Annotated in this window: 14 protein-coding genes; 6 read left to right on the top strand and 8 right to left on the bottom strand. The window is 73.8% G+C overall.

From position 1 onward, the window contains the following. Positions 1–4: 4 nt before the first annotated feature. Positions 5–874 (top strand): hypothetical protein, encoded by an 870-nt coding sequence (locus ACZ4WZ_RS12730; protein WP_467888927.1) that lies wholly within the window; start codon positions 5–7, stop codon positions 872–874. Positions 875–888: 14 nt separating this feature from the next. Here ACZ4WZ_RS12730 and ACZ4WZ_RS12725 read toward each other — a convergent pair whose 3' ends face one another. After that, complete coding sequence (locus ACZ4WZ_RS12725; protein WP_467888924.1) at positions 889–1,443, bottom strand: GNAT family N-acetyltransferase; 555 nt, start codon at positions 1,441–1,443, stop codon at positions 889–891. Positions 1,444–1,609: 166 nt separating this feature from the next. After that, positions 1,610–5,170 (bottom strand): transcription-repair coupling factor, encoded by a 3,561-nt coding sequence (mfd, locus tag ACZ4WZ_RS12720; protein ID WP_467888922.1) that lies wholly within the window; start codon positions 5,168–5,170, stop codon positions 1,610–1,612. 254 nt (positions 5,171–5,424) lie between these two features. Here mfd and ACZ4WZ_RS12715 point away from each other — a divergent pair, with 254 nt between their 5' ends. Continuing rightward, positions 5,425–6,822, top strand: coding sequence for a DUF2079 domain-containing protein (locus ACZ4WZ_RS12715; protein WP_467888919.1), 1,398 nt, complete (start codon positions 5,425–5,427; stop codon positions 6,820–6,822). Positions 6,823–6,921: 99 nt separating this feature from the next. On the opposite strand, the gene ACZ4WZ_RS12710 is transcribed toward ACZ4WZ_RS12715, so the two are convergent. Both ACZ4WZ_RS12710 and ACZ4WZ_RS12705 read right to left on the bottom strand, forming a co-directional pair. Next, a complete protein-coding gene (locus ACZ4WZ_RS12710; protein WP_467888917.1) occupies positions 6,922–9,495 on the bottom strand; it encodes an ABC transporter permease in 2,574 nt (857 codons plus the stop codon). Next, positions 9,492–10,268, bottom strand: a complete 777-nt coding sequence (locus tag ACZ4WZ_RS12705; protein WP_388939220.1) for an ABC transporter ATP-binding protein — start codon at positions 10,266–10,268, stop codon at positions 9,492–9,494. The genes ACZ4WZ_RS12710 and ACZ4WZ_RS12705 overlap by 4 nt, the downstream gene beginning before the upstream one ends. A 390-nt stretch (positions 10,269–10,658) precedes the next feature. Between ACZ4WZ_RS12705 and ACZ4WZ_RS12700 the strand changes: the two genes are divergently transcribed. Beyond that, entirely contained in the window at positions 10,659–12,377 is a 1,719-nt protein-coding gene (locus ACZ4WZ_RS12700) for an MDR family MFS transporter (protein WP_467888914.1), read from the top strand. Between the two features lie 63 nt (positions 12,378–12,440). Continuing rightward, on the top strand, positions 12,441–13,274 hold the full coding sequence (locus tag ACZ4WZ_RS12695; RefSeq protein ID WP_467888912.1) for a hypothetical protein: 834 nt from the start codon (positions 12,441–12,443) through the stop codon (positions 13,272–13,274). A gap of 48 nt (positions 13,275–13,322) precedes the next feature. Here ACZ4WZ_RS12695 and ACZ4WZ_RS12690 read toward each other — a convergent pair whose 3' ends face one another. From ACZ4WZ_RS12690 to ACZ4WZ_RS12675, 4 genes are all read right to left on the bottom strand, one after another. Further along, positions 13,323–13,790 (bottom strand): hypothetical protein, encoded by a 468-nt coding sequence (locus tag ACZ4WZ_RS12690; RefSeq protein WP_467888909.1) that lies wholly within the window; start codon positions 13,788–13,790, stop codon positions 13,323–13,325. Between the two features lie 698 nt (positions 13,791–14,488). Further along, positions 14,489–15,361 carry a cellulose-binding protein gene (locus ACZ4WZ_RS12685; protein WP_467888907.1) on the bottom strand — a complete coding sequence of 291 codons (873 nt, stop codon included), beginning with the start codon at positions 15,359–15,361 and terminating at the stop codon, positions 14,489–14,491. Between the two features lie 124 nt (positions 15,362–15,485). After that, entirely contained in the window at positions 15,486–18,071 is a 2,586-nt protein-coding gene (locus tag ACZ4WZ_RS12680; RefSeq protein WP_467888905.1) for an SUKH-4 family immunity protein, read from the bottom strand. Positions 18,072–18,079: 8 nt separating this feature from the next. Continuing rightward, positions 18,080–19,075 (bottom strand): SMI1/KNR4 family protein, encoded by a 996-nt coding sequence (locus ACZ4WZ_RS12675; RefSeq protein WP_388939230.1) that lies wholly within the window; start codon positions 19,073–19,075, stop codon positions 18,080–18,082. Positions 19,076–19,303: 228 nt separating this feature from the next. Here ACZ4WZ_RS12675 and ACZ4WZ_RS12670 point away from each other — a divergent pair, with 228 nt between their 5' ends. Together ACZ4WZ_RS12670 and ACZ4WZ_RS12665 are read left to right on the top strand one after the other, a co-directional pair. Continuing rightward, complete coding sequence (locus tag ACZ4WZ_RS12670) at positions 19,304–19,867, top strand: YwqJ-related putative deaminase (protein ID WP_467888901.1); 564 nt, start codon at positions 19,304–19,306, stop codon at positions 19,865–19,867. Between the two features lie 5 nt (positions 19,868–19,872). Continuing rightward, positions 19,873–20,382: an SUKH-3 domain-containing protein gene (locus ACZ4WZ_RS12665; RefSeq protein ID WP_388939233.1), complete on the top strand. Its 510-nt coding sequence runs from the start codon at positions 19,873–19,875 to the stop codon at positions 20,380–20,382.

Below are 20,382 nucleotides of genomic sequence, written 5' to 3'. Positions count from 1 at the left end.
CAAGATGCGCAGCCCGAGTCACGGCCGTGGCCGTACGAAGACCACCGCGTCGGCGCTCGCCGCGGCGGCCCTGATCGGCGGCGGGCTGACGGCGTGCGTGCCCGGCGAGGGCCGCGCCTCCGACATCGCCGGCCGGGCCCGCGCCGCGCAGGCGCCCTCCCCGTCCGCCACCGCCTCGCCCTCGGGCCCGGCGGGCGCCCAGGGCGGGCCCGCGCTCACCGAACTGGCGGGCTCCGAGATCCTCACCCGGGCCGGCGAGGCCACGCGCAAGGCGGAGGCGCTGCACGTCGCGGCCAACGTGCAGTACCAGGGCAAGCCGATGCGGATCGACCTCTCCCTCGACAAGAAGGGCAACTGCAACGGCGCCGTACGCCTCGACGGCATGGGCAAGCTGGACATCATCAAGTCCGCCGAGCTCGTCCACTTCCGCGGCGACGCCACCTACTGGCGGGGCGCGGCCAAGCAGAAGCACGCCCCGCAGAAGCAGACGGACCAGATGGTCAGCATGCTCGCCGACCGCTGGGTGAAGATCCCCGCCTCCGACCCCCGCGCCGCCTCCATGACCAACAGCTGCGACCTCGCCAAGCTGACGGGCGACCTCGGCAAGTCCAGCCCCCTCGCCCGCAAGGGCCAGACCGGCACCATAGGCGGCAAGCCCGCGCTGGCGATCGCCTTCCCGTCCCGGCAGGGCACCCAGACGGACTGGGTCGCCACGCAGGGCACGCCGTACATCCTGAAGTCGACCGTCAGCGGCGACAGCACCGCCGAGGCCCTGTTCTCGGCCTTCGACGTCCCGGTCGACACCACGTCCCCGAAGGACTCCGACGTCCTGGACCTCTCCAAGGTCGGCGGCCCGGCGGGCGAAGCGGTCTGACGGCCGCCCGCACGTCAGGCCCGCGCAGGCCGGACGTGCAGGTGGCCGTTGAGCGGGTACTCGGGCGGGGCCGCCGGGAGGGTGGCGCGAAAGAGGTAGCCGCACTTGCGCGCGACGCGGCAGGAGGCCTCGTTGTCCTCCTGGTGCAGGAGGTCGAGGCGCTCCAGTCCGCGGCCCGCGAAGGTCTCGAACGCCCAGTCGGTCAGGGCCCCCAGCGCGCGGGGGGCGACGCCCCGGCCCCGGGCGTGGGCGGCGGTCCAGTAGCCGACCTCGGCCGAAGGGCCGCCGGGCACGGGCCGTTTGAGGACGACGCCGCCCGCCAGGGGGCCCGTCTCGCCCTCCAGTACCGCGAAGCCGAACCGCAGGCCCGCCTCCCAGTCCCGGCGCCGGCCCTCCACCCAGCGGCGCCCGTCCCCCTCCCCGTCGACCGGGTCGGCGGTCCGGTGCCGCAGGACGGGATCGGCGTACGCCTCCACGAACGCGGGGACGTCCTCCTGCCGCCAGGGGCGCAGGAACAGGGCGGGGAAGTCCGCCGTCGCGGCGGCCCGGAGGGCTGTCGGCGTGATCACCGGTCGATGATATGCGCGGCTCCAGGAACCGGCATACCGTCACAAAAAGGGCAGAGAAGGCTTGCGGCCCGCTCCCCCGCCCCACCGGGAGCCGGAAGACACGTGACCGCCCGCGCACGGCGCGCGGGCGGTCACGTGCGACAACCGCCGGATCCCGGCCGCCGGGCTACGACCCGAGGATGGTGGTGAGGAACTCCCCGGTCCAGGCGAGCAGTTCACGGCCGACCAGCGGCTTGCCGCCGACCCTCGCCGTCTTCGGGCGCGGAACCAGCACCTGGGAGGTGGCCGGCTTGAGGACCGTCCCCGGGTAAAGGCGCTTGAGGCGCAGCTCCTGCGACTCGCGCAACTCCACCGGTCCGAAGCGGATGTTCGGGCCCTGGAGGGTGATGTCCCCGACCCCGCAGGCGCGCGCCAGCATCCGCAGGCCCGCCACCAGCAGGAGGTTCTCCACCGGCTCCGGCAGCTTGCCGTAGCGGTCGGTGAGTTCCTCCCGTACGGCCTTGATGTCGGCCTCGGAGTTCGCCGCCGCGATGGACCGGTAGGCCTGGAGGCGCAGCCGCTCGCCGGGTGCGTAGTCGTGCGGGACGTGCGCGTCGACCGGCAGCTCGATCTTCACCTCCAGCGGCGGCTCCTCCTCGGCCCCGCCGCCCTCGACGGCCGCCCGGTAGTCGGCCACCGCCTCGCCGACCATCCGGATGTACAGGTCGAAACCGACGCCCGCGATGTGCCCGGACTGCTCGCCTCCGAGCAGGTTGCCCGCCCCGCGGATCTCCAGGTCCTTCATCGCCACGTACATGCCGGCGCCCATCTCGGTGTGCTGGGCGATGGTGGCCAGACGCTCGTGGGCCGTCTCCGTCAGCGGCTTCTCCGGCGGGTACAGGAAGTACGCGTACCCGCGCTCGCGGCCTCGTCCCACACGGCCGCGCAGCTGGTGCAGCTGGGAGAGGCCGAAGTTGTCGCCGCGCTCCACGATGAGGGTGTTGGCGTTGGAGATGTCGATGCCGGATTCGACGATCGTGGTGGAGACCAGGACGTCGAACTTCTTCTCCCAGAAGTCCACCACCACCTGCTCCAGGGCCTGTTCCGACATCTGGCCGTGGGCCGTGGCGATCCGCGCCTCGGGCACGATCTCCCTCAGCTTCGCGGCCGCCCGGTCGATGGACTCGACCCGGTTGTGGATGTAGAAGCACTGCCCCTCGCGCAGCAGCTCGCGCCGGATGGCCGCGCCGATCTGCTTCTCCTCGTACGGGCCGACGAAGGTGAGGACCGGGTGGCGCTCCTCCGGCGGGGTGGTGATCGTCGACATCTCGCGGATGCCGGTCACCGCCATCTCCAGGGTGCGCGGGATCGGGGTCGCGGACATGGTCAGCACGTCCACGTTGGCGCGCAGCTTCTTCAGCTGCTCCTTGTGCTCGACGCCGAACCGCTGCTCCTCGTCGACGATGACCAGGCCCAGGTCCTTGAACTTCGTCTCCTGCGAGAACAGCCGGTGCGTTCCGATGACCACGTCCACCGAGCCCTCCTTGAGCCCCTCCAGGGTGGCCTTTGACTCGGTGTCGGACTGGAAGCGGGACAGCGCCTTCACCTTGACCGGGAACTGGCTGTAGCGCTCGGAGAAGGTGCCGAAGTGCTGCTGCACGAGCAGGGTGGTGGGGACCAGGACCGCCACCTGCTTGCCGTCCTGCACCGCCTTGAAGGCCGCCCGGACCGCGATCTCCGTCTTGCCGTATCCGACGTCGCCGCAGATCAGGCGGTCCATGGGAACGGACTTCTCCATGTCCTCCTTGACCTCGGCGATGGTGGTGAGCTGGTCGGGCGTCTCCGCGTACGGGAAGGCGTCCTCCAGCTCGCGCTGCCAGGGGGTGTCGGGGCCGAAGGTGTGGCCCGGGGCCGCCATGCGCGCGCTGTACAGCTTGATGAGGTCGGCGGCGATCTCCTTGACCGCCTTCTTCGCCCGCGCCTTGGTCTTCGTCCAGTCGGCGCCGCCGAGCCGGTGCAGGGTCGGGGCCTCGCCGCCCACGTACTTGGTGACCTGCTCCAGCTGGTCGGTGGGGATGTACAGGCGGTCGCCGGGCTGGCCGCGCTTGGCCGGCGCGTACTCGACGAGCAGGTACTCGCGGGTGGCTCCCTGCACCGTGCGCTGCACCATCTCGAGGTAGCGGCCGACACCGTGCTGTTCGTGCACGATGTAGTCGCCGACCTCCAGGGTCAGGGGGTCGATGGACTTGCGGCGCCGGGTCGGCATCCTGCCGAGGTCCTTGGTGGCGGTGCGCTGACCGGTCAGGTCGGTCTCGGTGAGGACGGCCAGCTTCAGCGCCGGGTCGACGAAGCCGTTGTCGAGGGAACCGCAGGCGACGTGGACGATCGAGGGCTCCAGCGCCGGCAGCCGCGCCTCCAGCCGGGCCGCGATCCCCTCTCCGCCGAGCACCTCGACGGTACGGGCGGCCGGGCCGTGGCCCTCGGTGAGGTAGACGGTGCGCCAGCCGTCGGCGATCCAGCCCTTGGTGTCGGCGAGCGCGCGGGCGGTGTCGCCCCGGTAGGCCTCGGGGGCGCGCATGCCCAGCTTGAGCACGTCACCGCCCACCCCCGCCGCGTCAGCGGCATGTGTCAGCGTCTCGTCGGCCGCGAAGGGGGACACCGACCACCACATCATGCCGAGCTCGCGCGCGTGCTCGCGTACGTCCGCGATCCCGCGCAGCGAGGCCGCGCCGACGTCGATGGGGGCCTCGCCGCCGCCGGCGGTGGCCGCCCACGAGGCCATCAGGAACTCCTGCGAGGTCGCCACCAGGTCGGCGGCACGGGTGCGGACCCGCTCCGGGTCGCAGACCACGGCCATCGCCCCGGCCGGCAGGACGTCGATCAGCAGCTCCATGTCGTCGACGAGGACGGGGGCGAGGGACTCCATGCCCTCGACCGCGATCCCCTCGGCGATCTTGTTGAGCAGCTCGCCCAGCTCGGGGTGCTCCTCGGCCAGCGCCGCGGCCCGCTCGCGCACCTCGGGGGTGAGCAGCAGCTCCCGGCAGGGCGGGGCCCACAGGCCGTGCTCGGCGATCTCCAGGGAGCGCTGGTCGGCGACCTTGAAGTAACGGATCTCCTCGACCTCGTCGCCCCAGAACTCCACGCGCAGCGGGTGCTCCTCGGTGGGCGGGAACACGTCGAGGATGCCGCCGCGGACGGCGAACTCGCCGCGCTTCTCGACCAGCTCGACACGGGCGTACGCGGCCGCCGCGAGGGCCTCGGTGACCCCGCCGAGGTCGGTGGTGTCCCCCTGCCGCAGGCTCACCGGCACCAGGTCCCCGAGCCCCTTGACCTGCGGCTGGAGCACGGAGCGGATGGGAGCCACGACCACCGAGACGGGCCCGGCCGCCGGGTCGTCCTTGCTCGGGTGCGCGAGCCGGCGCAGCACCGCGATCCGGCGGCCGACGGTGTCGCTGCGCGGACTGAGCCGTTCGTGCGGCAGCGTCTCCCAGGCCGGGTAGTCGACGACCTCGTCGGGGGGCAGCAGGGAGCGCAGCGCGGCGGCGAGGTCCTCCGCCTCCCGCCCGGTGGCGGTGACCGCGAGCACGGTCCGTTCGGTACGGGCGGCCAGGGCGGCGATCGCGAAGGGCCGGGCGGCGGGCGGGCCGACGAGGTCCACGTGCATGCGGTTGCCGTCCCCGGCCGCGGTGACCGCCTCGGCGAGGGCGGGGTCCCGGGTGACGGCGTCGAGCAGTCCGTGCAGGCTCATGAGACAGGCTTTCCATCCGGTGGGAGGCGAGGGGCCTCGGGGGGCAACGCGAAGGGCCCGACACGTGAACGGGCCGGGGGTTCCCACCCTATGACGCCGCCCCCTCGGCCGCGCGGGGCATTCCGGCCCCGCACGGGTGAGGGGCCGGGACGGAGCCGCCCGCGCCGGGGGCCGGAGCGGCGGGGCGGAGTCGCACGGTCCCGGGGGCCGGGGGCGGAGGGAGGCATTCCGGCCGGGGATGAGAATCTGTCCGGATGCCGATATCCGGAAGCATCCCGGGCGCCGGCGGGCCGGCCGGGCGGGCCGCGCCCCGGGCGCCGTACGCGCTCACCGCCGCCCTGTTCCTCGCGTACTGCGTGCTCTCGGTGACCCGCTACCGGCGCATGGAGGAGGCCTCCTGGGACCTCGGGATATTCGAACAGGCAGTCAGGGGCTACGCCTGGCTCCAGGCGCCCGTGGTGGACCTGAAGGGCCCGGGCTTCCACGTCCTCGGCGACCACTTCAGCCCCGTCATCGCCCTGATCGCCCCGCTCTACCGGCTCTTCCCGACCCCCCTCACCCTCCTGGTCGTCCAGGCGGCCCTGCTCGCGCTGTCCGCGCTGCCCGTCACCCGCGCCTCGGCGAAGCTCCTCGGGCGGGCGCGCGGGCTCGCGCTCGGGGCGGCGTACGGACTGTCCTGGGGGATCCAGCGGGCCGTCGAGTTCGACTTCCACGAGATCTGCTTCGCCGTACCGCTGCTGGCCTTCGCCCTGGAGGCGCTGCTCGCGCGCCGCTGGCGGGCCGCCCTCGGCTGGGGGCTGCCGCTGCTGCTGGTCAAGGAGGACCTCGGCGTCACCCTGGCGGCCCTGGCCCTGGTCGTCGCCTGGCGGGCCCGGCGCGCCGACCCGCGGGCCGCGCGCCTCGCGGCGGCCGTCGCCGCGGCGGGGGTGGCCGCCGCGGCCCTGGTCTTCACCGTGGTGATCCCCGCCTTCGCCACCGACGGCTACGCCTACTGGGAGAAGCTCGGGGAGGACGGCGGCGGCCCGCTGCGCGGCCTCGGCACGAAGCTGACCACCCTCGGCTGGGTCCTGGTCCCCACCACCGGGCTCCTCGCGCTGCGCTCCCCGCTGCTGCTGGTGGCCGTACCGACCCTGGGCTGGCGGTTCCTGTCGGGGGACCCGCACTACTGGTCCACCGGCTACCACTACAGCGCGGTCCTGATGCCGGTCCTCGCCCTGGCCCTGGCCGACGCCCTCGACATCGCCCGGCACAGCGGCCGCCCGCGGGTGCGCGCGTACGCCGCCCAGCTCCCCGGCGCCGTGCTCGCTGCCGCCCTGGCGCTGAGCGCGACCAGCATGCCGCTGGCCCGGCTCGGTGAGCGCTCCGCGTACGAGAAGCCCGAGCGGGTGGCCGCCGTCGAGCGGCTGCTGGCGAAGATCCCGGACGGGGTGCGGGTGGAGGCGGACAACGGACCGCTGACCCGGCTGACCTCGCGCTGCCAGGTGTTCTGGATCGGCAACACCAAGGGGGTGCTGCCGGCCTTCCTGGTCTTCGACAACTCCTCCGGCTGGGCCGGCGACCCCGTCGCCTACGCCGAGTGGCTCCATCCGGGGTCGCGCTTCGCGCCGGCGGGCGAGGCGGGCGGGTACGTACTGCTCCAGCGGATCCTCTGAGCCCCCCCCCCGGAAGCACGACGCCGGCCCCGGAACGTCCCCTCGGACGGTCCGGGGCCGGCGCGTTCCCCCGTACTGCTCCCCCGTACGACCGCCCGGCTACTCGCTGGCGATCGCGTTCAGAACGTTCATCCGCCCCGCCCGGAAGGCCGGGACCAGTGCGGCGAACAGGCCCACCAGGGCCGAGCCGGCGAACACGCCGATGATGGTCGGCCACGGGATCTCCAGCACCTTCAGCCCCTGGAGGGCGAGGAGCTGCTGGGCGGTGGCGCCCCAGCCCATGCCCAGTCCGAGGCCCAGCAGGGCACCGAAGAGGGCGATGACCACCGACTCCAGGCGGATCATGCGGCGCAGCTGGCGGCGGGAGAGGCCGATGGCGCGCATCAGGCCGATCTCGCGGGTCCGCTCGACCACCGAGAGGGCCAGGGTGTTCACGACACCCAGGACCGCGACGATGATCGCGAGGGCGAGCAGCCCGTAGACCATGTTGAGCAGCTGCCCGACCTGGTCCTTGAGGTCCTGCTTGTAGTCGGTCTGGTTGAGCACCTTGTACTGCGGATACTCGGCCATGGCCGCCTTGAGCGCGGTGTACGCGCTGTCGGCCTGCCCCTTCTCCGCCTTTGCCAGCAGCATGAACGGGCGTGCCAGCCGGTCGGCCGGGACGTTGGCCTCGGCGGTCGCGGTGCTGATGTACTTGACGCCCTTGTCGAGGTTGCCCTCGTCCAGGGTGATCGCGGCGACCTTCAGCCGGACGGTCTTGCCGCCGTCGAAGGCGACGGTCAGCTCGTCGCCGACCTTGACGCGGTGCTTGTCGGCGTATGCCGAGCCGACCGCCATGGAACCGGGCGCGTACGCGTCCTTGTGCTCGCCCGCGGTCGTCTTGCGGCGCACGTCCTGGGCGTACGTCGGGTCGGTGGCGCTGAGACGGTCCCGGGCGGAGGTGCCGTCCGGAGCGGTGATCTTCGCCTCGACCTCGCGGTACGCGGTGACGTGGCCCAGGCCCTTGGTGGCCCGCATCGCCTGCTCGGCCTGCGGCATCATCGGCTGGCCGGTCTGCGAGGCGACGATGTAGTCGGCGCCGACGGTACGGTCGAGCTCGTCGGTGGCGGAGGCCACCATGGAGGAGCCGACCACCGACAGACAGGCGACCAGCGCCAGTCCGATCATCAGCGCGGCGGCCGTGGCACCGGTACGGCGCGGGTTGCGCAGCGCGTTGCGCTCGGCGAGCCGGCCGACGGAGCCGAAGGGCCGCAGCACGGGCGCGGCGAGCGCCCGGACCACCACGCCGGCCAGCAGCGGGCCGATCACGATGAAGCCGATGAGGCTGAACAGCACTCCGACGGCCAGCCACAGCGAGCCCTCGGAGGCCTTCTCGGCGGCCGCGGCGAGGAAGAGCGCCGCCGCGCCGGTCCCGGTGAGGACCAGGCCGAGGACGGCGCGGACCACACCGGCCTTCTTGTCGCCGGGGGTGCCGGCGTCGCGCAGGGCGGCCATCGGGGAGACCTTGCCGGCCCGGCGGGCCGGGACGTAGGCGGCGACCACGGTGACGACGGTGCCCAGCACCAGGCCGACCACGGGGGTCGTCCACTTGACCGTCAGGTCGGCGGTGGACAGCTGCATGCCCAGCGCGCCCATGAGCTTCATCAGGCCCACGGCCAGGCCCACGCCGGCCGCGACGCCGGTGAGGGAGCCGATGACGCCCAGCAGGAAGGCCTCGAGGAGGACGGAACGGTTGATCTGGCCGCGGTCGGAGCCGATGGCGCGCATCAGGCCGATCTCGCGGGTGCGCTGGGCCACCAGCATGGAGAAGGTGTTGAAGATCAGGAAGATGCCGACGAGGAAGGCGATGCCGGCGAAGCCGAGCATCACGTACTTCATGACGTCGAGGAAGCCCATGTCCTTCTTGCCTGCGGCGGTGGCCTCCTTGGCGGTCTGCAGCTTGTAGGTGTCCGCGCCGACGGCGGCCGCCACGTTCTTCTTCAGCTGCTCGTGGCTCACGCCGTCCTTGGCGGTGACGTTGATGTGGGTGAAGGTGCCCGGGGCGCCGAGCAGCTTCTCCTGGGCGGTGGCGGTGTCGAAGTAGACGACGGCCGCGCCCGGGTTGGTCACGGTGAAGGTGGCGATACCGCTGATCTTCGCCCGGATGTCACCGGTGACGGCGATGGTGCGCAGCTCGTCCCCGAGCTTCAGGTGGTGCTTGTCGGCGGTGTCGGCGTCGACCATCACCTCGGTGGGGCCACGGGGGGCGTGGCCGGAGGTGATCTTCATCGACTTGAGCTCGTTGTCGTTCCAGCTGGCCGCGATGGTCGGGGCTCCGGTCGTCGACCCCATGTTCTCGTTCTTGGAGTTCACGACCGTGACGGCCAGCGAGACGACGCTGCCCTCGGCGGACTTGACGCCCTCGGCGCCGCGCGCCTTCTCCAGCGCCGAGCCGGGCAGCCCCTCCGGCTTGCCGCGGCTGGAGATCTCCTCCCCCTCCTCGTCTCCCTTGGGGGTGACGGTGACGTCGGAGCTGGTGACGGCGAACAGCTTGTCGAAGGTGGTGTTCATGGTGTCCGTGAACACCAGGGTGCCGCAGACGAAGGCCACCGAGAGCAGCACGGCGACGGCGGAGAGCGCCATCCGGCCCTTGTGCGCGAAGAAGTTGCGCCGCGCGGTCTTCATGACGGTCACGAGGTCCGCCCGCGCGCGTCGAAGTCCTTCATCCGGTCCAGGACCTGGTCGGCGGTGGGCGCGTACATCTCGTCGACGATGCGGCCGTCGGCCAGGAAGATGACGCGGTCCGCGTAGGAGGCGGCGACCGGGTCGTGGGTGACCATCACGATGGTCTGGCCCAGCTGGTCGACCGACTGGCGCAGGAAGCCCAGCACCTCGGCGCCGGCGCGGGAGTCCAGGTTTCCGGTCGGCTCGTCGCCGAAGATGATCGCGGGGCGGGCGGCGAGGGCGCGGGCGACCGCGACGCGCTGCTGCTGACCGCCGGAGAGCTCGGTCGGGCGGTGCTTGAGGCGGCCCGCGAGGCCGACCGTCTGGACGACCCGGTCCAGCCACTGCGGGTCCGGCTTGCGGCCCGCGATGTCCATGGGGAGGGTGATGTTCTCCAGCGCGTTGAGCGTCGGCAGCAGGTTGAAGGCCTGGAAGATGAAGCCGATCTTGTCGCGCCGCAGCTGCGTGAGCTTCTTGTCCTTGAGGCCGGTGATCTCGGTGTCCTCGAGGTGGATGTGCCCGCTGGTCACCGTGTCCAGCCCCGCGAGGCAGTGCATCAGCGTGGACTTGCCGGAGCCGGAGGGACCCATGATCGCGGTGAACTGGCCGCGGTGGATGTCCACGTCCACCCGGTCGAGGGCGACGACGCGGGTCTCGCCGGAGCCGTAGGCCTTGACGACCTGGCGCGCCCGGGCCGCGACGGAGTTCTGTCCCCCGCCGCTCCCCTGCCTGGTCTCGGTCATCGCCGTAGTCACGGTGCTGTCTCCCCTGTTGGTGTTCGTGCGCTCCGCGTGTGCGGTGCGGTGGCGCTTCTTCCGCGCGTTCGCGCATCTGCGCTGGTGGGCGCGGAGTCGTCGTCGCAGTCTGCTGTGCGGGAGGTGTCCGGCGCGCTGGTGCCCATCGCCGTATCCGCCGGGGGGTTAACCCCACCCCGCCCCCCGGCGGCCCCGCTCGTATGAACCAGTTAAGGGCCTCGCGGGACCTTCGTCCTCCTCCGCCGGGACGAACGTCCCGTGGACCCAAATGCTGAGCTACCCCTAGGGGTTGTCCACCCTGCGGCGGACCCGGGGTAGGGGACACCGACGGATCCGGCGGCCTCGAGACGGGGATACCGTCCGGCGCGGCCCGGTGAGATGGTGTTCCCCGCAGACGAGGGGAACGTGGTGGAAGCAGGAGAAAACGGCGCGGAAGCCGCCGCGGAAGGGGCGGCGGAGCCCACCGGCCCGACCAGAGGAAAGGTTTCCGCAGGCCGTCCCGGCCCCGGACCGGCCTCGGGGCGGGCCTCGGGGCGGACCTCGGGGCGGTCCTCGGGGAAGGGCGTGCCGGCCGGCTCCCCGGAGGGCTCCGGACCCGACGGCGGCGTGCGCGGGCGGCCGCCCGCCCGGGTGGTGGTCTCGCTGATGCTGAGCATGGCCCTGGTCGCGCTCGACAGCACCATCGTCTCCACCGCCGTCCCGCAGATCGTCGGGGACCTCGGCGGGTTCTCCCTCTTCTCCTGGCTGTTCTCCGGCTACCTCCTCGCCGTCACCGTCACCCTCCCCCTCTACGGCAGGCTCAGCGACACCTTCGGCCGCAAGCCCGTCCTGCTCTTCGGCATCGCCCTGTTCCTCGCCGGCTCCCTGCTGTGCGCGTCCGCCTGGAACATGGCCGCCCTCATCGCCTTCCGGATCGTCCAGGGGCTGGGCGGCGGAGCCCTGCAGAGCACCGTGCAGACCCTGGCCGCCGACCTCTACCCGCTGCGCGACCGCCCCCGCATCCAGGCCCGGATGACCACCGTGTGGGCGAGCTCCGCCCTGCTCGGCCCGGCCCTCGGCGGGATGCTGGCCGCGTACGCGGGCTGGCGCTGGACCTTCCTGATCAACGTGCCGCTGGCCGGGCTGGCCCTCTGGCTGACCGCCCGCCACCTCGTGGAACCCGTACGCTCCCCCGGCCGCCGGGGCCCGGTGGACTGGGCCGGGGCGCTCGCCGTCTTCGCCTGCGGCGGGCTGCTGCTCTTCGCGCTGGTGCAGGGCGGAGTGGCCTGGCCCTGGCTGTCGGCACCCTCACTGGCACTGCTGGGCGCGAGCGCGGCCCTGGCCGCCGTGGTGGTCCGGGTGGAGCGCCGGGCCGAGGAACCGATCCTGCCCGGCTGGGTGTGGCGCCGGCGCACCATCGCAGCGGTGAACCTGGCGATGGGGGCGCTGGGGCTGCTGATGGTCGCCCCGATGGTGTTCATGCCGACGTACGCGCAGTCCGTACTCGGGCTCGGGCCGGTCGGAGCCGGGCTCCTGACCGCCCTGATGACCCTGAGCTGGCCGCTGTCGGCCGCCTTCTGCCAGCACGTGTACCGGCGCCTCGGCTTCCGCGACACCGCCGCCCTGGGGATGGGGCTGGCCTCGGTGATCCTGTTCGCCTTCACCCTGCTCCCGTACCCCGCGCGGCCGTGGCAGCCCGCGCTGCTCATGCTGCTGCTGGGCGCCGCCCTCGGGCTCTTCCAGCTCCCGCTGGTGGTCGGGGTGCAGTCGACGGTGGGCTGGGCCGAGCGGGGGACCACGACCGCCTCGGTGCTGTTCTGCCGCACCGTCGGGCAGAGCGTGGGGGCCGCGCTGCTGGGTGCGGTGGCCAACGCGACCGTCGCCGCCCGGCTGGCGCACACGCCGCTGCCGGGACTGCCGGAGCGCCTCGACGACGTGTCTCGGGCCCTGGCGGAGCCGGGCGGCCTGGCGCCGGCCGCATCGGAACACCTGCGGGGGGCGGTGGCGGCCGCGGTGGAGCACATCTTCCTCGGCGCGACGGCCGCCGGGGTGGCGGCGCTGCTGGTGCTGCTGCTGGTGGCACCGCGCAGGTTCCCGGTCCTGCCCGAGCACGAGTAGAGCTTGTCATGTTCGGTCCCAGTGGGTGACCCTCTTGCCCAGGACCGTTTCCGGGGGGACGACATGACATCCGCACTCTTCGCGCTCGCCTTACTGGCCGCCCTGACCGTCCCGGTGGCCCTGCGCCTGCGCCGCCGGCCGGGCTTCATCACCGGCCGCGACGGCCGGCTCTCCACCTCCACCACCCTGGCGCTCGCCTGGACGGTGATCCTGGTCTGGCTGCTGCTCGCGGTCCTCGCGTACGGGCTGACGGCCGGCGGCGGCATCGCGTACTTCCGCGGCACCGGCTCCGACGGCCCGCTGTCCCCGTTGACCTCGGTGTACCTGCCGCTGCTCGGAGGCCCGTACGTGGCCCTGATCGCCGCCAAGGCGGTCGTCGGCCTCCGGGTGGAGAACGGCAGCCTGGCCAAGCCGGCCCCCCGGCCCACCCCCGGAGGCCGGCGCCCGCTGCGGGACCTGATCGCGAACGACAGCGGCCGGACCGACCTCATGGACCTGCAGTACGTGGCCCTGAGCGCGGTCACGATGCTCTACGTCGTCCTCTTCTTCCTCGCCGACGTCGGCGGCGGGCTCCCCGGACTGCCCTCCGAGGTCTGGGCCCTGACCGGTGCTCCGGCGGGGGCCTACCTGGTGAACAAGATGGCCATCCGCCCCAACCCGGTGATCACCGACGTCACCGTCTCCGCCGGCGGGCTGCTCAGCGTCGAGGGCGGCGGCTTCACCGAACCCCGCCTCACGGTGGACGACACCCCGCTCCAGGTGACCCGGGATCCGGCGACGGGCGCCCTGACGGCGCCGCTCCCGGCGACGGCGAAGCCCCCGTTCACCGTGGTGGCCGTCTCGCGCGGCCTGCGGAGCGACCCGTACCGCTACGAGGCCCCCGTCCCGGGGGCATGACGGGGGCCCGGCACCCTCGGGTGCCGGGCCCCTCGTTCGCCGGGGAGATCAGCCCAGCCGGCGGAAGGTGGACTCGATGTAGTCGTCCTCCTCGTCACCGGCTTCGCTCTCCTCGCTCTCGGCCGGCGCCTGAGCGGGGGCCTCGGCGGCGTCCTCGCGCTTGTGGTCCTGCTCCTGCTCGACTGCCTCGAAGCGGACGGCCACGGCCTTGAAGTCGCCCGCCATCTCCCCGGGGCCCGCCGTCACGACCGGCTGGCCCTTGCAGACCGCGTTGTCGAAGAGCAGGGCCACCTTGTCGGTCTCGTTGACGACCTCCTCGATCGAGGCGCCATCGGTCACGGCCAGCACGTGGCAGCCTTCGGACAGGTCGCTCACCTGACCGCTCGTGCTGGCGCCGTCCTGGACGAAGGTGTAGTTGAAGGCCCCGCCGCCGTCGTCCGCGAGCGCGGAGGCGGCGGTCGGCAGGACGAGGGTGAGGGCTCCGACGAGGGCTACGGCGGTGGTGCGAAGACGCATGAGGGGTTTCCGTTCTTCTCTTCCACGGGTGGATGCGGGTCCGGTGGCATCCGGGAGGGAGCGTAAAAGCGCGACGCGGTGGAGAAACCTTTCCTCAACCGCAGCGCGCCCCGAGGTTCACCCACCCTGCCCCCCATCACGGACAACGAGCCGCCGCCGGCGTCGATCCTCACAGCGCTTCGTACGCGGTGGGCGCGCCGCGCTCGACCTCGGTGTCGAACCGGTCGTCGTCACGCGCGAGGTCGTCGGCGGGCCTGGACCGACGAGACGGCCGGCCGGCCGACGGACGCAAGGGGGCGGGGACGGGGAGGGGTGTCGTCCGGGGCTAGAACGAGATGAACTCGGCGCGCGGTACCGCTCTACAGGACACACCCGGAACAGGCGCCGAACATCGAAGCCCGCCCCGCACGACACCCCACCCCGGCACCGACCCCGACCCCGACCCGAAGCCACTGCCACCCCACCCGAACCCCGCCCACGAGGCAACCACCCGACAGGGCAACGCCCCACCCGCACCCCGCCCGACCAGGGCAACCGCCCGACACGGCACCCCCGCCCACCCAGAACCGCCCGCAGGGCACCGCCCGACCGGGGCAACTCCCCCACTCCGGCACCGCCCGACACGGCACCCCGCCCACCCGGAACCGCCCGGCCAGGGCACCGGACCGGCCAGGGCAACCGCCCGGACAGGGCACCGGCTACCCCTCCGCCGCCGCCCGCCCCGTCAGCGCCGCCAGGCTGGACCGGACGTGGCTCATGTGGGCCCGCATCTCCTCCTCCGCCTCCGCGTGCTCCCGCAGGATCCGCTCCGTCTCCCGCCCCGTCCGCTCCTCGGCGACCCGCGCCTGCGCGACCAGCTCCTCCGCCCGCGCCTCCGCGTCCTCCTGCCCGTGCCGCGCCGACTCCTCCGCCTCCGCGTACCCCCGCCGCGCCTCCGCCAGCCGCGCCTCCGCGTTCCGCTCCAGCTCCGCGTACCGCGCGTCCAGTTCCTCCGCCCGCGCCGCCAGCTCCCGCCCCGCCGCGTCCCACCGCTCCGCCTGCTCCTGTTCGAGCTCCGCGAGCAACGCCTGCGCCCGGCGAGCCGCCTCCGTCAGCGCGGCCTGCGCCTCGGCCCGCCACCCCGCCGCGTCGTCCCGCGCCTCCGCACGGATCGCGTCCGCCTCCCGTTGCGCCCGCAGCAGCCCCTGCCGCGCCCGCACCTCGGTCTGTTCTCGCACCGCCTCCGCGTCGTGCCGCGCCAGCTCCGCCACCCGGTCGGCATGCGCCTCGGCCGCGCCCGCCGCCTCCAGCGCGTCCGCCCGCGCGTCCTCCCGCAGGGCCCGCGCCTCCTCCTGCGCCAACTGCAGGATCCGCCGCGCGCGCTCGCTCAGCTCGTCGTACGTCTGCGGCGCCAGCGCGGCCACGGCCGCGCGCAACCGCTCGGCCTCCGCCTCCATCTGACGGGCCAGCACGGTCAGCCGCGCCACCCGCTCCCAGGCCTCGTCCCGGCTGCCGGACAGCCGCGCCAGATACCGGTCGACCTCGTCCGTCCGGTAGCCGCGACCGCGCACGATCGCAAAGGGTGCAGTCATCCTGGAGCGCCTCTCTCGCGGGGATTGCTGTCAAGGATGCGTCATTTGCTCGCAGAAGCCGGAATGGCCGGGCCGGGTCCCCCGCACGAGGGGACCCGGCCCGGCCACGCCTGCCGTCATCCGGTCAGAGCAGTCCGTCCCACATCTGCTCCAGCAGCACCGACCACCAGCTCTCCGGCGAGGCCAGCGCCGCGCTGTCGAGACCGGCCAGGTTCGCCTGGAAATCGACGGTCCAGCGCCCGGCCTGCTCAGGCGTCAGATGCTGGCGCAGCCGCCACATGTGACCCAGCATCGCCAGCGACCGCGCGAACTGCGGCAGGCTCGAGTTCACGAACTGCGGCGGCACGGGCGCCCCGCCGGGGCCGGCCTCGACCGGCACCGCCACTATGTGCGCGGTCCCGTACTGCACGCACAGCGCCTTGCCGAAGTCACTGCCCACGACCAGGTACGAGCCCGCGTCCGACGCCGGCTGCACCCCCCGCTGCGCGGCCATCTCGGCGAGCGTCGGCACCGGCTGGCCGGGCACCGCCTGGGCCCAGAAGAACGGCCCGAAATCGATCGGCAGACCCGCCCACATCAGGGTCTGCGCCACGATCTCCGGTACGCCCTGCCGGGACACCGCCCGCTGGTCGAAACGGAACACCCCCTGCGGCCCGAAGGCCCCCGCCAGCTCCTGCGCGATCGCGTCCATCGGGATCGCCGGCTGGAGCGGGACCTGCGGCAGCGGCGCCCGGACCGGCGCGGGGCGCGCGGGTCCGTCCGCCACCTGGTGCAGCTCACCCTGATGGGTGAGCAGGTGGCGCATGCCCTGCTGACGGCCCGCGTGGTCGGTGCCGTACGGGGCCACGCTCGTGATCCGCACCTGCGGCCAGGTCTCCCTGATCATCCGGGCGCAGTAACCGCCCGGCAGCTCACAGGAGGCCAGCTCGGTGTGCAGCTCCAGCACCTGCTGCGGCGGCACGTTCATCGCGCGCAGCTCGTAGAGGATCTGCCACTCGGGGTGCGGGGTACCGGGCGCCGAGCGGCGGATCAACTGCTGCTCGGAGCCGTCGGGCGCACGGTAGCGCAGCACCGCCTGGTAGCCGGGGCCGACCGTGGGCGCGCCGGACGGGGCCTGCGGCTGCCCCGCCGGACCGGGCGGCGGGCCGGGAGGCGTGCCGGGCGGACCGGGCGGCTGCGGCACACCGGGACCGGCCAGCATGGTGGCGGCCTGGTGCGCCCCGCCGCCGGGAGCACCAGGAGCACCAGGAGCACCCGGGGCACCCGGAGCGCCGGGCGGAGCCGGCGGACCGGGCGGCTGTACGACGGCGGGACCGGCCAGCATCGTGGCGGCGTGGTCCAGCCCCGCGCCCGGCGAACCCGGCGCACCCGGAGCCGCGGGAGCACCCGGAGCCCCAGGGGCACCGGGCGGACCGGGAGGCGCGGGCGTACCGGGCGCCGGCACCACACCGGGCGCCGCCAGCATGGTCGCGGCCTGGTGCGCCCCGCCCCCGGGAGCACCGGGGGGCGCGGGAGGCGCGGGCGGAGTCGGCGCTCCCGGCGGACCAGGAGGCGCCGGCGGGCCCGGCGGCTGCACGACGGCCGGACCGGCCAGCATCGTGGCGGCGTGGTCCAGCCCCCCGCCCAGCGAACCCGGCGCACCCGGAGCCGCGGGAGCACCCGGCGGACCGGGAGGCGCCGGCGGCGTCCCCGGAGGAGCCGGCGGCCCACCGGGCGCGGCCAGCATCGTGGCGGCGTACTGCGCCCCGCCGCCGGGCGCACCGGGCGCACCAGGGACCCCGGGCGCCCCGACCGGAGGCGCCGGCGGGGCCTGCGGCGGCTGCGGTTGCTGCGGCGCCGGCGGCTGCGGCGCCGCGACCCCGCCCGGCGCGGAGACACGGGCCCTGCTCGTAGGCGCGTCGGCGATGTCCGCGGCCGACGCCGGAACCGCCAGCGCCGGGGCCACGGTCGTCTTGGGCAGCTGGCTGCCGCCCGCCATCAGCGTGGTCTTGGCCTCCGGGGCCACCCTGGGGGCCGAGGGCGCGTCGTCCAGGTCGGATCCCGACAGCGGCGGCGCGAACACCGTCGCGGGCAGCGGTACGGAGCCCTCGTCGGCACCGGAGTTGACATCGGTCCCCGCCCACGGCGTGGACCCGGCCGGCACCCCGTCGTTCGCGGTCGGCTCGTAGGGCACCTCGCCGCCACGGCTCAGCGGAACCGGTGCCTCGGCAGCCGCGGCACCCGGATGGGAAGCACCCGCCCCGGAGGCACCCGAAGCGGACCCCGGACCCGGAGCCCCCGCATCCGAAGCCGCAGCCGCAGCCGCACCCGAAGCGCCCGCACCCGCCGGCGGAATCCCCGCCCGGTCCGCCGCCTCCTGCAGCCACTGCGGCGGGGTCAGCATGAACGAGGTCTGCTCCGAGTCGATCCGCGGCGGCGGAACCGAAGCCTCCGCAGCCGTCGACGCGGCAGCGGCCCCGTACTCCTCCTCGTACCGCCGGATCACCTCGCCCACCGGCAGCCCCGGCCACAGCGTCACCTCACCGCTGTCCCGCGCGATGACCAGCCGCTGCCGCCCACCACCGGACACCGGCCCGGCCGCCCGGTCCTCGGCCCACACCACGAACCCGAGCCCGAACTCCCGTACGCGCACCTCACGGTGCTGGTACGCGGGCACGTCCCCGTTGATCCACTCCTCGGCGCGCTCCTGCGCCTGCGCGAACGTCACCACGGCGCCCCTCACCCCTCACCCATACCGGCGCCGGACACTGCAACCGAACGCGCGAATCCGCCGTCCACCATCAGACCGGCCACCGTCTCCAGCTCCGGCGGATTGCCCGCCAAGCGCTCCAGGAAGGCATCGAAATCGGCACCGCACGGAAGCAGCAGACGCTCCACCCGCTCCTGCACCGACCAGCCGTCCCGGTCCCGCGCGTCGTCGTACGGGGAGAACCAGACGGAGCCCACGCCCTCGCCCTTCACCTTCACCGCGAGCAGCCCGCCCTGCACGAAGGCCACGCACAGGTAGTCCTTCGTCAGGTGGTCCCGCAGACACTTGTTCACGTACACCAGGTCGTTGACCGCCGCCTCCTCACGCACCGTGAAGAACGGCTGGTCCACCAGCAGCCCCAGCTCCACCAGCAGCCCCGCGCCCACGGGTGCGCAGCCGCCCGCCGCCTTCAGGAACGAGCGGTAGGCCTCCGGGAGCCGGTAGCCGAGGTCCTCCTCGACCCCCTGCACCTGCGACTCCGACACCGAGACCAGGGCCTTCGGCAGCCCCAGGTGCGCCGGACGCGCCTCCTGCAGCGGCCGCGCGCCGCGCTTGTCGTGGTCGACGGGAGCCGTCGCCAGACCCGCGTGGTGCCTCAGCAGCGCCTTCACCTCGACCGGGACCAGCTCCATCCGGCGGGAGCCGGCCACGTGGTGCCAGGTCCAGCCGTGCGGGGTCGCCACCGGACCCACCGTGTCCCACAGCGGATGGCCCGCCGCGCGCATCGCCGCGTTCGCGGACACGACGTCCGTGAGGCGCAGCTCGTCCACGCCGAAGCCCTCCGGGGGCTCGGCGATCTCCACGGCGGCGCGCGCGTAGCGCGAGAAGTCGGGATGACCGTTGCCATCCATCCGCACCCCGTGGGGATGCCGAGCGGCCCGGACCGGGTCCGGGAAATGCACGACCTGCCCCGAGTAAGCGGCGTTGGGTGGCGCGGCCTGCTGCCCGAGCCGACCTGTCGTCATGGCGGTAGCCCCCTGCTGGATCTGGCTGGTTCACCACAGCCTATGTGCTCCGGCAAGACCCTCACCCGCCCCCGAGCCACGCACGCGCCCGGGGGGCGGGAACATCCGAATTGATACGAATATTCGACCCCGCTTCCGTGCGACAGGTGACATTTGACAGGCTGTCCCGCAGCACGGGGGCGTGCGCGACAGCGACCAGCACCGCCGCCACGGGAGGGAAGAGCAACCATGCAGACCGCGACCACACAGACCGCGACCGCACAAAACGCGGTACCCCGCACGGGCCGCCCGCAGCCGGCCGAGGCCGGCCCCGTCGGCGATCCCCGGCTGCGCTGGAGCAGCGCGGGCGGCACCCACACCCCGCCCGTGCTCCGCTTCCGCCGCGACGGCATCCTGCCCACCGTCGCCGCCGCGCTCTCCGTCCGCGGGGAAACCCTCACCGGCACCGCCGCCAAGGGCGACCGGCCGCCCGCCCTCCACCCCCTCGTCCAGGACTTCCTCGACACCCTCACCAGCGGCCAGCGGGAACGCTTCACCGGCCGCTGCCCCGAAGCCATCCTGCTCTCCCGCCACCTCGCCGCCGTCGAGGGCGCCCGCAGCAAGCGCGCCTCCCGCAAGCCCCTCTCGGCGAGCGAAGCCCGCCGCTCCCTCAAGCACGCCCGCATCACCGCCCGCCGCATCCGCGAGGACGGCGACCCCCTCCACGGCACCTACGCACCGCCCTGCCGCTCCTGCGACGCACTCCTCAGCCACTTCGGCGTACGCCCCGTCGACCTCACCCACCCCGAGTAGCCGCCATGACCGCGTCCTCCGCCTCCTACGACCGCTCCTCGGCCACCCGGTTCCCCGGCCCCGTGGACTCCGCCCTGCGCACCGCCGGATGGGAACCCGGCCGCTGGGACATCAAGCAGGCCGAATACTGGGCCGACTCCCTGCGCGACCACACCACCCCGGCCGGCCACCGGCACACCGTCTTCCCCGCCGCCGTCGAGGCCTGGGCCGAATTCGGCGGCCTCACCCTCACCGCCCCGGGCCCCGGCCGGCAGATAGCGCCCACCCCCGTGCACGTGGACCCGCTGACCGGCCTCCACCTCGCCCGCACCTTCGCCGACCTCGGACGCGCCCTGTCCACCGAACTGTGCCCGCTCGGCGCCGGCACCGACGGCGGCTCCCACCTCGCCATCGACCGCGAGGGCCGCGTCTACCTCATCGACCACACCGGTGACTGGTACCTCGGCGCCGGGCTCGACGAGGCCCTCACCCTCCTGCTCACCGGTCTCCAGCCCGCCCGCCTCACCACCGGCTGA

This window comes from Streptomyces sp. NPDC029122, from assembly GCF_055569445.1.
The sequence above is the reverse complement of the archived record's forward strand: the minus strand, read 5'-3'. Positions and strand labels throughout refer to the sequence as shown.